This window comes from Pseudobutyrivibrio ruminis AD2017 (assembly GCF_000424305.1).
Classification (GTDB): domain Bacteria; phylum Bacillota; class Clostridia; order Lachnospirales; family Lachnospiraceae; genus Pseudobutyrivibrio; species Pseudobutyrivibrio ruminis_B.
In genome coordinates, this window is record NZ_AUJQ01000003.1 from 237,450 (window position 1) to 252,309 (window position 14,860).

The 14,860-nt window shown below is 38.8% G+C and carries 13 protein-coding genes and 2 tRNA genes; 12 read left to right on the forward strand and 3 right to left on the reverse strand.

The features are described from left to right. Nucleotides 1–113: 113 nt before the first annotated feature. Nucleotides 114–497: a response regulator gene (locus G611_RS0101000; protein WP_028242018.1), complete on the forward strand. Its 384-nt coding sequence runs from the start codon at nt 114–116 to the stop codon at nt 495–497. 317 nt (nt 498–814) lie between these two features. Here G611_RS0101000 and G611_RS13485 read toward each other — a convergent pair whose 3' ends face one another. After that, nucleotides 815–1,966 carry a putative glycoside hydrolase gene (locus G611_RS13485; protein WP_051194992.1) on the reverse strand — a complete coding sequence of 384 codons (1,152 nt, stop codon included), beginning with the start codon at nt 1,964–1,966 and terminating at the stop codon, nt 815–817. Nucleotides 1,967–2,121: 155 nt separating this feature from the next. Here G611_RS13485 and G611_RS0101010 point away from each other — a divergent pair, with 155 nt between their 5' ends. The 6 genes from G611_RS0101010 to G611_RS0101035 are packed head-to-tail and all read left to right on the forward strand — an operon-like array spanning nt 2,122 to nt 8,675. Beyond that, a complete protein-coding gene (locus G611_RS0101010; RefSeq protein WP_028242019.1) occupies nt 2,122–3,276 on the forward strand; it encodes a THUMP domain-containing class I SAM-dependent RNA methyltransferase in 1,155 nt (384 codons plus the stop codon). Between the two features lie 6 nt (nt 3,277–3,282). Then, the gene (locus tag G611_RS13490; protein ID WP_051194993.1) at nt 3,283–5,040 is read left to right on the forward strand and encodes a lectin like domain-containing protein; all 1,758 of its coding nucleotides are present in this window, start codon (nt 3,283–3,285) and stop codon (nt 5,038–5,040) included. Further along, the gene (locus G611_RS0101020; RefSeq protein ID WP_028242020.1) at nt 5,040–6,107 is read left to right on the forward strand and encodes an N-acetylmuramoyl-L-alanine amidase family protein; all 1,068 of its coding nucleotides are present in this window, start codon (nt 5,040–5,042) and stop codon (nt 6,105–6,107) included. The genes G611_RS13490 and G611_RS0101020 overlap by 1 nt, the downstream gene beginning before the upstream one ends. Beyond that, nucleotides 6,097–6,708, forward strand: coding sequence for an RdgB/HAM1 family non-canonical purine NTP pyrophosphatase (gene rdgB / locus G611_RS0101025; RefSeq protein WP_028242021.1), 612 nt, complete (start codon nt 6,097–6,099; stop codon nt 6,706–6,708). Before G611_RS0101020 ends, rdgB begins: the two co-directional genes overlap by 11 nt. Then, nucleotides 6,689–7,192 carry a metallophosphoesterase family protein gene (locus tag G611_RS0101030; RefSeq protein WP_028242022.1) on the forward strand — a complete coding sequence of 168 codons (504 nt, stop codon included), beginning with the start codon at nt 6,689–6,691 and terminating at the stop codon, nt 7,190–7,192. Before rdgB ends, G611_RS0101030 begins: the two co-directional genes overlap by 20 nt. Continuing rightward, on the forward strand, nt 7,182–8,675 hold the full coding sequence (locus G611_RS0101035) for an ASKHA domain-containing protein (RefSeq protein WP_028242023.1): 1,494 nt from the start codon (nt 7,182–7,184) through the stop codon (nt 8,673–8,675). Before G611_RS0101030 ends, G611_RS0101035 begins: the two co-directional genes overlap by 11 nt. Before the next feature lie 49 nt (nt 8,676–8,724). On the opposite strand, the gene G611_RS0101040 is transcribed toward G611_RS0101035, so the two are convergent. Beyond that, on the reverse strand, nt 8,725–9,762 hold the full coding sequence (locus tag G611_RS0101040; protein ID WP_028242024.1) for a M42 family metallopeptidase: 1,038 nt from the start codon (nt 9,760–9,762) through the stop codon (nt 8,725–8,727). Nucleotides 9,763–9,940: 178 nt separating this feature from the next. Next, nucleotides 9,941–10,012: transfer RNA gene (locus G611_RS0101045), tRNA-Thr, on the reverse strand. Nucleotides 10,013–10,091: 79 nt separating this feature from the next. Between G611_RS0101045 and G611_RS13495 the strand changes: the two genes are divergently transcribed. The 5 genes from G611_RS13495 (at nt 10,092) to G611_RS0101070 (ending at nt 14,797) form a co-directional block, all read left to right on the forward strand. Continuing rightward, nucleotides 10,092–10,772, forward strand: a complete 681-nt coding sequence (locus G611_RS13495) for a lytic transglycosylase domain-containing protein (RefSeq protein WP_051194994.1) — start codon at nt 10,092–10,094, stop codon at nt 10,770–10,772. Next, nucleotides 10,769–12,037 carry a diaminopimelate decarboxylase gene (locus tag G611_RS0101055; RefSeq protein ID WP_028242025.1) on the forward strand — a complete coding sequence of 423 codons (1,269 nt, stop codon included), beginning with the start codon at nt 10,769–10,771 and terminating at the stop codon, nt 12,035–12,037. The genes G611_RS13495 and G611_RS0101055 overlap by 4 nt, the downstream gene beginning before the upstream one ends. Nucleotides 12,038–12,110: 73 nt before the next feature. Further along, nucleotides 12,111–12,194 (forward strand) — tRNA-Leu (locus G611_RS0101060). A gap of 498 nt (nt 12,195–12,692) precedes the next feature. Then, nucleotides 12,693–13,409, forward strand: a complete 717-nt coding sequence (locus tag G611_RS0101065) for a LytR/AlgR family response regulator transcription factor (RefSeq protein ID WP_028242026.1) — start codon at nt 12,693–12,695, stop codon at nt 13,407–13,409. Nucleotides 13,410–13,519: 110 nt separating this feature from the next. Further along, the gene (locus tag G611_RS0101070) at nt 13,520–14,797 is read left to right on the forward strand and encodes a sensor histidine kinase (protein WP_196801522.1); all 1,278 of its coding nucleotides are present in this window, start codon (nt 13,520–13,522) and stop codon (nt 14,795–14,797) included. Nucleotides 14,798–14,860: the final 63 nt, after the last annotated feature.

The following is a 14,860-nucleotide window of genomic DNA, read 5'->3' on the forward strand; positions in this document are numbered from 1 at the left end:
AATATTCCACGCAAAAGCCATAAGTCACCAAAAGTTCATACATAGTTCGATATATCTTGTGCTATAATAACCTTAAATCATCCATATGTTAAAAAGTGAGGAGGATGACACCTTTGGGAAAAACAGTACTGATAGTCGACGACTCCAAATTTATGCGAGCTGTCGTTAGAAACGAAGTGGAAAAAAATGGCTGTACTGTTGTAGCTGAAGCCGATTGTTCTGATGGAGCGGTTGAAAAATACAAAGAGTTTAAGCCTGATATAGTAACGATGGATATTACAATGACTGTTGATGGTCATACTGTAGGAAGAAGCTCTAACGGTATTGATGCTATCAAGCAGATTATTGAATTTGATCCTGACGCTAAGATACTTGTGGTTAGTGCCATGGGACAAAAGTGTTATGTTATCGAAGCAATCGAAGCTGGAGCAAAGGATTTTGTCATCAAACCTTTTGACGAAGTAAGATTTGCTGAGGCACTGGGACATTTTAAATGATAATCGAATGTTTATAAGAGATCGCACTGCGGTCTCTTTTTTTGAGCAATTTTTGATGTGCGCATATTGAAATAAATGTGGCTTAACTGGAAACTGATTGTATAAAATAGGTTTCCATGTGCAGATAGTGTAATACTATGGCAAAAGAAAAAGACCGAAATTTCGGTCTTTTTGAGGGGAGTATAAATAATTAATAAGGGTGCAGCTAGGAAACTCCTAACTACGAGAAAGATTATAATATATAGTATTAATTATTGCAATAAATTTTATCTGAATTTTATCTGAAGATTTCAAATAGTTGCATTCCAAGAATGAATTTATTGTAAAACTAGACCGTCTGAGGAGTAGTTGCTTTTAGAATTCCATAAAATCCATTCATCGTATCCAGCCTCGTAAACAGCGTCTATTTCTTTCCTGATGGCGGTTCCATCGTATTCTATATAACCATCTACCCAAGATGCGGTGAAGGCCTGAAGCCAAGGCCTGATAACAGCACAGTCGTTATCTTGTATCTCAGAAAGTACATCTTTTGAACCTGTAAGTGCGTAGTAAATGGTGTCGTGAGGGTTGGCATCAGGTGTCTCTAATCCAAATTCACCACTTGCATAATGAGAAGGATAAATCATAGGACAAAGGCAATCTAAGGATTCAGCAAGTTTTGTATAGCTTTGACCTATATGATGGGAATCGATATCGCTCCTTATGATGGTGCCAAAAACATCTGCAGTTACAGGCATGTTTTTATCGTGCATGGTAGTTGTTATCTTTTTAATAAATGAGTTGATGTACGCTTGGCGGCTTTCATCATCGCTAGGAGCACCATAGTAGGCATTTTCAGCATTGGTTCCAACTGGGAATCTAACATAATCCAGTTGTATTTCGTCAAAGCCCAAATCGGCACAGCTGGAAGCGATGCTTATAATATAATCCCAAACCTTTTCCTTGCATGGGTTTACCCAGGCGTTTCCACCAGCATCAGTTACAGCGTCACCTTCAAGTGTGCGAAGGCCAAGCTCAGGATAAGCGGCTGCCAATGTAGGGTCCTTAAAGCAAGGGATTCTTGCGATTACATAAATATTGTTGTCCTTAAGCTTTTTCATTAAAGCGTTGATATCTGAAATGTATGGAATGCAGGCACCTGTCGCTTTAACTAAATCGTTATCCATATTAAAGGAAATATTTCCTGCATCATCCTTAACATCAAGAACTATGGCGTTAAGCTCCGTTTCATTTATTAAATTGATAATATCATCCATTCTTTCAGTGCCCGCAGTAGGCCCTGTAATATATATACCTCTTACTTTTGGATGATTGGTTTTGTAGGATTCTAAAGAAAAAGCCGCTGGCTGGCTACTGGTTGGTACATCGGTTTTGGCAATTTCAATAGTCGAATTAAGATTTTGAATAGATACTATAAAACAAAAAATAATTAGTAATACAATAGTAATTGCAGAAATAACACGTCTCATTTAAACTCCCTCTATCTCGCATTTTTATTATTATATCAAATCAGGATGGAAACTACACATATTCTTTCTCTTTTTTGTGGTATGGAAGGGTCAAAATCGGTATAATAGATAAGTAAAAGTATATTTATACAAAATAAAGTTATAGAAAGAGCAATATGAAAAGAGATATTTATACAATCAGTTGCCCATGCCATTTTGGATTAGAGGCACCACTTAAAAGAGAAATATATGATTTAGGCTATGACATCACAGAAGTGACTGATGGCCGTGTAACATTTACTGGTGATGCAGAAGCTATCTGTAGAGCTAATATACATCTGCGTGTTGCAGAACGTGTATTGGTTGAGGTAGGCCGATTCCATGCCACTACCTTCGAGGAGCTTTTCCAGGGAATCAAGGCATTACCTTGGGAGGATTTCATCCCTAAGGATGGTAAGTTCTGGGTTACAAAAGCTACATCAGTAAAGAGTAAGCTATTTTCTCTTACTGATATTCAATCCATCGTTAAAAAGGCCATGGTAGAGCGCATGAAATCCTACTATGACATCAATTGGTTTGAGGAGACTGGCGCAGAATATCCAGTTAGAATTTTCCTGTTAAAGGACGATGTTGTAGTTACACTTGATTCGACAGGAACACCTCTACATAAAAGAGGCTACAGAACATACACAAGTAAGGCCCCACTTTCTGAGACAATGGCGGCAGCACTTATTCAGCTTACACCTTGGAGAGCAGACAGAATCCTTGTTGATCCGTTCTGTGGTTCTGGAACATTCCTTATTGAGGCGGCCATGATTGCTGCAAATATCGCACCTGGTTTGAATAGAGAATTTACATCCATGGATTGGGATAATCTTATAGACCAAAAGACATGGAAGGATTGCTTTGATGAAGCCAGAGCAGATGTTGATACATCCGTAGAATGCGATTTGCAGGGCTACGATATTGATCCAGAAATGGTAAAGATAGCACGTCTTAATGCCAAGCAGGCTGGTGTAGATCATATGATTCACTTCCAGGCAAGAGATGTAGCAGATTTACATCATCCTAAGAAGTTTGGATTCATACTTACCAACCCACCTTATGGTGAACGATTGGAGGAGAAGAAGGATTTGCCAGAGCTTTATGGTAACCTCGGCAAGGCTTTTGCATCATTAGATAGCTGGTCTATGTACGTAATTACAAGCTATGAGGATGCCCCTAAATCAATAGGACGCAAGGCGGATAAGAACCGCAAAATATATAATGGCATGATAAAGACATATTTTTATCAGTTTTTGGGACCTAAACCTACTAAAAAGAAGGACTAAAACATAATGAAACTTTCCAAGAGATATTTGGTTTTTACTATTATCATTGCGGTAGCATTGATATGGAAATTGAATAATTGGAATGATAGATACGCAGTAGTTGAGACATTCCGAGGAGCAACACTAAATGAAGATGTGTTGTATCCTTTGATGTCTAAAAATCTTAATGATGCGGGACAGTTAAAGGTATACATTAACGGAGAAGTCTACACATCAAATCAGCCTAATATCATGCTTGATGATAAGCTTAATCCAGTTGGCTCACTTGAATTTATCAGAGCTGAGCTTAAAGGCTCGGCTTTTATGGAGGATGAATCAAGCGCTTTAGTTCAGATCACAAACGACATCTACGAATTCGTAGAGGGTAATCCTTCAGCCACAGAAAATGGCGACGAAATAGAGCTGGCCATTGAACCATCACTTCATTTAGGTGAGCTGTACATTGGACTTGAGGATTTGTGTAATGTTTTTGGCTATGATTACAGCTATGACAAAACAGCATACACAGTAACAATCGATTATGATAAGGCACCATCACTTCCATCAAAATATGATTTGAGAAGTGTTAACAGAGTCAGCACAATCAGAAACCAGGGCTCAACAGCTACATGCTGGGCATGTGCATCGTTAGAATCCCTGGAATCATCTTTACTTCCAGCTAAGCCATATCTGTTTTCTGTAGATTCCATGATAAATGAAAACAGCTTCGGATTGGACGAAACAGCAGGTGGAAAATACACCATGGCTTTAGCTTATCTTTTGTCATGGCAGGGGCCATCTATTGAAACTAATGTGTCTACTAACAGCATTATTTCAAATCTAACTACAAATGAAGATGATAATCCTAACATTCATTTACAGGAAGCACATTTTTACGATTCGGAAAATCTTGATGAGATAAAAAGAGCAGTATATCAGTACGGTGGAGTTTCTTCTTCAATCTATGCCAGCGTTACTACTTCTAACCTGAATCGTTCTAAAAGCTACAATAGAAGAACAAATGCATACTGTTATTTAGGAAATTCAAAGCCTAATCACGATGTGGTTATAATTGGCTGGGATGATAAATATCCTGCTGATAATTTCAGTGAGAATGTTCCTAAGGATGGAGCTTTTATTTGCCAAAACAGTTGGGGAAATGGTTTTGGCGATGACGGAGTTTTTTATATTTCTTATTATGATTCTAATATTGGAAATCAAGCAGTTTCTTATGTGACTGTTGATACAAATAACACCTACAACTACATTTACCAAAGTGATTTGTGTGGTTGGGTAGGTCAGATAGGCTACAACAAGGAATGGGCTTACGGTGCAAACACCTTTAAGGCTACAGCTAATCAGCAAATAGAAGCAGCTGGTTTTTATGCATTAGGCAAGGATACCAGCTACGAAATATTCTTCGTACCTAACTATGAAAATACAAGTACACTTTCTGATAAGGAGCTTGTAGCATCTGGTACAGTTAGTGACAAGGGCTACTATACAATCAAATTCAATTCTGCAAAGACTGTCACAAAGGGGGAAAGCTTTGCAATTGTATTATATGTGAACACACCTGAGACTAAGCGTCCGCTTGCAGTGGAATACGCTACAGATAAAATGACTCAGGCTGTTGATATCACAGATGGAAAGGGCTTTATAAGCAATAATGGTTTGGATTGGGAAAATGTTGAAGATGCAATCCAGGCAAATCTTTGCATCAAAGCCTACGCAAATAATGTTATGGAAGTTTTTGAGGATGAGGCTAAAAAGGTAAGACAGTAATGGAACAGAAGGTAATGGGAGCCTTCACAGCGATAATTCTTGCTGTTGTTATTATTATGAGCTGCATTTTGATATACGTGCCAAACATGCATATCATCGCTCTGAGAATCGAAGACAGCAAGCTTTCTGGGGGAAGAGTGTCTGTAATGGACATGTTACGTGCCAGCGATTTAGAGCTGCAAGGCGAGGGAGAAGCGACAAGAGAATCTATATTGAAGGGGCATCAGATACGTTTGACGTTACCACAAAATGTAACAAGTGCCAGCGTAAAAGTTGATAATATCCATGTTGAAAAGACAATAACAATATCTATAAATGGTATAGGCAAGGATTATTTTGATAACTATCCTATGCGTGGTGAATCCAACAACATTATAGATATAACCTATGACAGCGAAAATCTTGTGGGTGTTATAGAGCTTACATTGGATACTGTAAAGGAAGCTATACTTACATCTGAGGATGAATATATTTACATCGATTTTGTAGAGCCACATGAAGTATATGACAAGATAGTTGTTGTGGATGCAGGCCATGGTGGAAATGTTCCTGGTGCATCTAAAATGGGTGTTAATGAGAAGGACATTAACTTAGATATTGTTCTGGAGCTTAAAAAGCTTTTTGATAGATGCGATAAAAATATCGGAGTTTACTACACCAGAACAGACGACAGCAATCCTTCCTTTGAAAACAGAGTGGGGCTGGCAAATGATTCTAAAGCTGATGTTTTCTTATCAGTTCATAATAACTCTACAGCTTCAGGCCGTATGTCATCAATCAACGGAACTGAAGTAATGTATAAGGGCGGCGATTCAACTGGAGAATCTAAAAAGTTTTCAAGCATGTGCCTTGCTCATTTGTTGGATCAGCTTGGATCAAAATCCAAAGGTACAATAGTAGGTGACGAGGTTTATATTATTCGTATGTCAAAGTCACCGGTAGCACTGGTTGAAGTTGGATTTATGACAAATCAAAAGGAGCTTGAAAATCTTCAAGATAAAGAATATCAAAGAAAGGCAGCACAGGCACTTTATGATGCAGTGCTAGAGTATTTAAATGAAAAGTAAGATTATTTTTGCAACAGGAAATGCCAACAAGATGCGAGAGATTCGTGAGATTCTTGGTGAAGACAAATACGATATCCAGTCCATGAAGGAAGCAGGAATTGACGTGGATATTATAGAGGATGGAACAACATTTGAAGAGAATTCTCTTATTAAGGCAAGAGCTGTTGCAGGGTTTGCAAAGGACGCCATTGTTTTAGCGGACGACAGCGGACTTGAAATAGATGCACTTAACAAGGAGCCTGGTATTTATTCTGCCAGATATATGGGTGAGGACACATCCTACGATATCAAAAATGCTAATCTAATTGAAAGATTGGAGGGTGTTGAAAAGGAAGACAGAAGTGCCAGATTCGTATGCGCCGTTTCTGCAGTTTTCCCTGATGGAAAGGAAGCCTGCGTTCGTGGAACAATCGAAGGCTATATAGGCTATGAGCCAATGGGTGCCAACGGCTTTGGCTACGACCCAATCTTTTATTTGTGGGACAAGGATGTTAGCACAGCCAGCTTAAGTCCAGAAGACAAAAATGCCATAAGTCATAGAGGTAAGGCTCTTAGAATGATAAAGGAAGAAATTGTTAATCATGAAAATATTGGTTGTTAGTGATACTCATGGCAAAGCAGAAAATCTGAGAGATGCCATTCAAATAGAAAAGCCAGATATAATCTATCATCTTGGAGATGGACAAGGGGTAGAGGATAATCTTTGGATGATGTCAGAAGCACCAGCGGAATGCGTATGTGGCAATTGTGACTGGGGCGTTAATCTACCGGGAGATATTGTACTTGAGGTTGGAAAGCATGTCATACTGCTTACTCATGGGCATGGATACGGTGTAAACTATGGCTACGATAGAATTGCAGAGGCTGCACATCAGAAAGGCTGTGACGTAGTTTTATATGGTCACACACATGTCCCAATAATCGATCATTACCAGGATTTGATTATTGCAAATCCAGGAAGTATATCTTATCCAAGACAAAATAGTCGTGAACACACTTATATGACAATTTTAGTGGATAATGAAGGTGAGTTCAAAATGGATTTACATTCGTTAGAGGAATACGATAGGACACATGGAAATTAGAATTGTTATTGAAGGTGCAGATCCGCAGAAGGAATATATGCTTGTGTCGGATGAGCCAATTAGCTTCATAGAGGCCATGAATCAGCTGGGACTTAGCTTCTACCGCCCATGTGGTGGTATAGGTAAGTGTCTAAGCTGCGCCATAAAATTTGTTTATGGTATGCCACCTATGACATCTTTTGATGAGCGAGGATTGGATTTCTCGGAAATGCGTGCAGGCTATCGATTAGGTTGCAAGTGTGTCATCACTCGTGATTGCAAAATATTAGTACCAGCATCTCTTGCATCAGAAATCACATCTGTCCTTGCCGATGAGGTGGCAGAGGATGAGGATTTCGATAAGGAAAACATAGGTATTGCTGTTGATATTGGAACTACCACATTGGCTACAGCGGTTATCGATATGGATACTGGCAAGATGTTACGTCAGCGCAATTGCACCAATTCCCAAATTAGATTTGGAGCTGATGTTATGAGCCGTGTTAAGGCGGCTATGGAAGGCCACAGCGATGAGCTTATGGATTGCGTTAGAAAGGATTTGATGAAGCTTGGTGAAGAAATCCTTGGCGAGAATTATCTAATGCATAAAGTGGTGTTTAGTGGAAATACAATCATGACCCATCTGCTGCTTGGTATGGTGGTAGATGGCTTTGCTAGATATCCATTTGTTCCATATACACTTGATAGCGTAAAGTTTGTAAAGGACAGAAGAAATATCTTCTTTATGCCAGCTATCGGTGCATTTGTTGGTGGTGATATTGTTTCAGGACTTTACTATCTGAAGGATAGAGGAAGCTTCCTTTTGGTAGATATGGGAACCAATGCGGAGCTTGTATTATATGATGGAAAGACTTATTATTGTACATCTGCATCTGCAGGCCCAGCACTTGAAGGCGCTAATCTAAAATGTGGTGTTGCCTCAGTGCGAGGAGCTATTAATCATCTTAGCATTAATAATGGAAAATGTACTTACACCACCATCGGTGGCGAGGCTCCAATAGGATTATGTGGTAGTGGTGTTATAGATTTGATTCACGAATTAAGGCGAAATCACCTTATAGATGAAGGTGGATTGCTGGTAGAGGAATATGCCGAAACAGGCTATCCAATTACTGAAAACGTAGTTGTAAGTGGTGAGGATATTCAGCAGGTACTCTTAGCAAAGTCAGCTATTTATTCTGCTATAACCCTTCTTATAAAGGAAGCAGGAATACAGGTTGATGATATAGACCATCTATTTGTTTCAGGCGGCCTAGGGGCAACTATTGGTGTGTGGTCTGCAGCAGGAATAGGCATCTTCCCTAAGGAGCTGTTGCCAAAATTCGAAGCAGTGGGAAACACATCACTTCGAGGTGCAATCAAATTTGTACGAGACGGTAACGAGGAAGAGCTACAAGAAATAAAGGACAATGCAAAAGTAGTAATTCTAAACGAGAAGCCAGAATTTCAGGAACTGTTTTTTGATAATTTGAAATTGAGTTAAATAAAAAGGAGCACAATTACGTTAAACGTAACTGTGCTCTATTTTTATATTATTTTACGTAGTTAATAAGTAAGCGGAATGTGTTTTCGGCACCCTTCTTGTGAGAACGCTCGTAGCCGTGGCTAGCGTATACACCTGCACCAATGAGGCCGTGCTTTACATCATAGCCTGCCCTAAGAGCAGCATCTGCATCAGAACCGTAATGTGGATAAACATCTACAGCAAAGTCGATGTCGTTAGCTTTTGCAGTGTTAATTAGGTTAGTAACAACATCATAGTTGTAAGGGCCAGCAGAATCCTTAGCACAAATGCTAACCTGAGTTTCCTTACAATCAAGACCTTCACCAATGCATCCCATATCTACAGAAAGGATTTCGGTAACACCAGCTGGAACAGTACCGCAAGCACCGTGACCAACCTCTTCGTATACTGTGATGTGGTGATAGATTTTTCTGTCTGTAGTGATTTTGTTGTCGGCAATGTATTTAGCCTGTCCTAAAAGAATACCTACAGAAAGCTTATCATCTAAGAAACGGCTCTTGATGTAGCCTGATTTTGTAACTCTTGTGCGAGGCTCGAAGGCAACGATATCACCAATCATAATGCCAAGCTTTTTAGTATCATCTGCAGTGGCAACTTCCTCGTCGATAACAACCTCCATGCAGTTGAACTCTCTGGTTGTAGAAGAGTAATCGTCGTTTACATGTACAGATGCGTTGTTAAGCTGAAGTGTTCCTTCGTATACCTGTCCATCGCGTGTGTAAATGCGGCAGTTTTCTGATTCACCATTGTTAGGATTGAAACCGCCAAGAGGTGTGATTTCAAGATTACCGTTAGCCTTGATTTTGCTAACCATACCACCAAGTGTATCCATGTGTGCTTCAATAAGGATAGCGTCATCGGCGTTGTTTCCGCCTAAATCAACAAGTACGCCGCCCTTTGTAGTAAGCTCTGGTTTGAAACCAAGCTTTTCGTATTCAGCAATAAGATGCTTTGCAGCGTTTGCTGTAAAACCTGTAGGGCTGTCGATTGCTAGAATATCTTCTGTCTGCTTTACAATGTAATCAACATAGTTTTCTGTATTCATATCTGCCTCCTAAAAATTAAAATCAATTGCACAAAATCGGTTTACACCATCACTTTATTATGCTAAAGTATACCTAAATAAAAAAAGCTGGTGACGGGAATTAAGCGAAGCGCTGATTCTTGAGCTTGTCTCAAGAATAGATTCAATTCCCTTTTTAGTCTTTTTAGGTACTAAAAAAAGCTGGTGACGGGAATTGAACCCGTGACCCCTTCCTTACCAAGGAAGTGCTCTACCTCTGAGCCACACCAGCTTGCTATTCAGCAAGAAAAAGCATATCAAAGTTGGGTAGCGATGTCAATAGATGAAGGTCATTTTGTGAGGGATTGAGTATGAAAATTTCGGTTGCAACTGCGGACTCTAAGGTAACCTATGAAGAGATAATCGAGGGTCCAGCAAAGGAGACTTCTACTAGTAATACAAATGCAACTAGCGAGGCATTTGTAAAGGCATTAAACCAAAAAACAGTAGCTGATAATATCAAGACTGCCACCTCCTATAAAGATATCTTTATAGAAGCAAGTGAGAAGTATGGAGTAAGCTATGATTTACTGACAGCCATAGCTGAGCAGGAATCTGGATTTAATCCTAATGCGGTAAGTCACACAGGCGCAATGGGAATCATGCAGATAATGCCAGCCACAGCAAACGAGCTTAAGCTTACACATCCATTTGACGCCTATGAAAACATAATGGCAGGAGCTAATTATATTTCTCAGAAGCTGAAGGAGTATAACGGCGATTTGGATAAGGCTTTGGCTGCTTACAATGCTGGAAGCAACGCTGTAGATATGTATGGCGGCGTTCCACCTTACGGTGAAACATTAAGCTATGTGGAAAACGTAAAAGCGATAATGCAAAGAGGTGCAAATGTACCTTATACTAACTACATTTCGCGTAACGCTTCCAAAGCAGAAATCGAAGCTGATTTGAAACTGCTGCTTAAGGATTTGCCTGATACAGAAGAGTATGCTGAACTTAGAAACACACTAGCGGAGATTAATTATTTATGAAAACCCCATTTGTTACAAAGAATCAAATCGAAGAAATTACAAAAACTATCCCAACTCCATTTAACATTTATGATGAGAAGGGAATCAGAGAAAACGCAAGGGCTGTAAACAAGGCTTTCAGCTGGAACAAAGGATTCAAGGAATATTTTGCAGTAAAAGCTAATCCTAATCCCTTCTTACTTAAAATCTTACAGGAAGAGGGCTGTGGTGTTGACTGCGCTTCTTATGTAGAGCTTGCATTATCAGACGAGCTTGGGTTCAAGAAGGATGACATCATGTTCTCATCTAATGACACACCTGCAAGCGAATTCAAATATGCAGATGATTTAGGTGTAATCGTAAATCTAGATGATTTCACACATATTGATTTTTATGAAAAGGCTGTAGGACATTTCCCTAAAAAGATGTGCTGTCGCTTTAACCCAGGTGGAGTATATGAGCTTTCAAACGGAATCATGGACAATCCTGGAGACAGCAAATACGGTATGACTAAGGACCAGCTTTTTGAGGCATATCAGGTTCTTAAAAGCAAGGGCGTGGAGGAATTCGGAATCCATGCATTCCTAGTTTCAAACACAGTTACTAACGACTATTATCCAACACTTGCAAAGACATTGTTTGAGCTCATTGTAGAGCTGAAGGAAAAGACTGGAATTGCTATTTCATTCGTTAATCTTTCGGGTGGTGTTGGTATTGCATATCGCCCTGATCAGAAGGCTAACGATATCGCTGTTATTGGCGAAGGAGTTCATAAGGCATTCGATGAAATCTTAGTTCCAGCAGGACTTGGTGATGTTGCTATCCTTACAGAAATGGGCCGCTTTATGACTGGCCCTTACGGTGGACTTGTTACAACAGCCATCCACGAAAAGCACACCTACAAGGAATACATCGGTGTTGACGCCTGCGCTGTTGATTTGATGCGTCCAGCTGTATATGGTTCATATCATCACGTTACAGTTTTAGGCAAGGAAGGGGCACCTGAAGACCACGTATATGATGTGGTAGGTTCTCTTTGCGAAAACTGCGATAAGTTCGCCGTAGACAGACAGCTTCCTAAGATAGAAGATGGTGATATCCTGTTTATCCACGACACCGGTGCTCACGGATATTCAATGGGCTACAACTACAACGGCAAGCTTAAAAGCGCCGAGGTTTTACTTAAGGAAGACGGCTCATTTAAGCTAATCAGACGTCCAGAAACAATCAAGGATTATCTTGCTACTTTTGATAATTTAGGTATCGTCGACGGACTGTTAAAATAAATAATTTTTTGGGAAAAATAATCCCAAATCGTATTGAAAACGCAGACAAGATTTAGTATACTAGTCTGCGGACGCCGGCTTGTCGGAATTGGCAGACGAGGCAGACTCAAAATCTGTTGGTGGCAACATCGTGCGGGTTCAAGTCCCGCAGCCGGCATAATAATACCTCTAGCATGAGCTAGAGGTATTTCCTTTTATTTTGACATTTTCACATAAACATGTTAATCTATAACCAGCTAGAAAAGTGATTATTTTCAAGTTGTACAAAAACAAAACCCTAGGGAGTTGCCGCTCTCTAGGGTTTTTTCTCGTTTTAAACGGTTGAGCATCCGCTAGGCTAATTGTCGCTACCATCTCCATCTAGCCATTTGCAAATGTAGTAGCCGACTACAGATGCTGCGACAGAGATTAGAAAAGTGATTATTATGTCCAAATTGTACACCTCCTTTCTGCTGTCAGAATGGAGTTGCGACAACGTCAGCGATTATATCATCAATCTTACAAATTCTCTATAACTATTCTCTATTCGCTTGATAAATACAATTCACATCAACTTACATTCATTTCACAACAAAAAAACTGCGTTTCACGCAATAGGCAAGGTATATATATCGTAAAATCAGTTATAATATTCGTATATACGGTGGGGGTGGAAATGAAAATTGCAATATGTGATGATGAAAAATATATAAGAGATTTCATAGCAAAAAGCATTTCTGATGAGATTACAGATGCCATTGTTAAATGCTATGAATCTGCTGAGGACTTATTGGAAGCAGCATATAATCCTGACATTCTGTTTCTAGATATACAGATGCCTGGAATTGATGGCATGGAGCTTGCTAAGCAAGTCCGCGCTAATGGAAGTGATGCAGTGATTATCTTTGTTACTGCTTTGGAGGAATATGTTTTTAATGCCTTCGATGTGAGAGCTTTTAATTATCTTGTTAAACCCATTGATAAAAATAAGTTAAACGAGGTGTTGCATGCAGCCGTTGAAGAAATAAAACATAGACAAACTAGAGTAACGCCAGTAGTGCCTGATAATAAGTCATTTATAATCAAAGCCAATGGATTAAGCCGAAGTGTTTCTATATCAGAAATTGCATTTGCTGAGGTATTTAACCGTAGAATTGTGCTTCACATGAGGGATAATGATGAGATTGAATACTATGGACGAATGACAGATTTAGAGAATACTGTTGGAAATGATTTTTTTAGGGTTCATCGGGCATATCTGATTAATCTTTCAGCAATTCAATCTTATAATTCCAAAATCGTAAAAGTGGCTGGCGAAGAAATCCCTGTTGCCCGAGGCAAGTATCAAGATTTGGTAAGAGCTTATTTATCATTTAATACAAGAGGATTGTGATGATGGTGTCTGATGCATTCTTTAATTATTTTATGAATACTGTAATTGAGATATATTGCATAATTACTTCTGTGTTATTTATATATTGGCTCAGGCCGTTTGTAAAAAATATGAAGTCAGTTTATTATGCAGTAGTTTTCGAATGGACTACAGACTGTATACTAAGGCATGTTGATGTCCAAAATGGAATAAGACTGACAATCTCGATTTTTTCATTGTTTTTTGTTGGCGTGATTCTTTTCTATTTAGATGAAAAAAGAAATCTTATGCAGAAAATATTTCTATGTGTTAGCTTTTTTATCATTAGATGGTTAAGCTTGGAAATATTCACTGAGCTTGGTTTTTATGAAAGGGATTTTGTTTTTAACTTTAAATTATTTAGAGAAAGCATCCCTGCAATTGTAGCTGAATATGTTGTATCAACGATTGTCGAGTATGGATTAGCTTTATTGCTACTCTTCTTCTCTATCAAGCTGCTTCTAAAAACATATAAAAATAAGCAAGAAGACCTATCTTGGAAGGAACTGATTATGTTATTAATTCCATGTATAAGCATCTTCCTTGCTACACGAATTATTTATTCGTACTATATGCTATGGTTTGATGGCATTGAAAACGGAAGCATCAAGGCTAATATTCCAGGCAATATGTATCGCATACTGTTTTGCATAATGGCTTATTTGACGCTTTGTGTTACACTTTACTTTTATCAGAGCATAAAGGCTAACAAGGAAATAGAATATGCTAATCGTGTGTTGGCTAAACAGATCGAAGATAGCAAAAAGTATGTAGGTCAAATTGAGACTGTATATCAACAGATGAGAGCCTTACGTCATGATACAGGCAATCATATGGCTGTAATGAAAGGTCTTTTGGAGACAGAAAAGTATCAGGAACTAAGGGATTATCTTGGTAATTGGGAAGAGACATATAAGAATATAGTTCCATCAGCTAAAACTGGAAATGCCGTAACTGATATTGCAATATCAGAGTTTGTAGATAGGTTTGCTGATAATGGCATAACACTAAAGACATCCTTAAAATATCCAAGTAATGTAGCCGTTAATCCATTTGAAATGTGTGTGGTTCTTACAAATGCCATACAAAATGCCTATGAAGCCTCACTTAGTGTTAATGAGCCATATGTAGAGATAACATCTGTTGAACGAGAAAATGTTTACATTATTAGCATTAAGAATAAGTCTGATAAAAAGGCTCAGATTGATGAAGAAGGTATTCCTATTTCAATAAAGAATGACGATGGCCATGGATTTGGTGTACGTAACATAAGGGAGATCGCCAGAAAATACAATGGTGATATTGAAATTAAGCAATTCAGTGAAAATGATGGGTTATGGTTTGTGCTCAACATAATGTTTGTTGGATAAGAATATAGAATGGTGCCTGCTGCAGAAATGCAGCAGGCTTTTTTAGTGCTATTCACATCATAT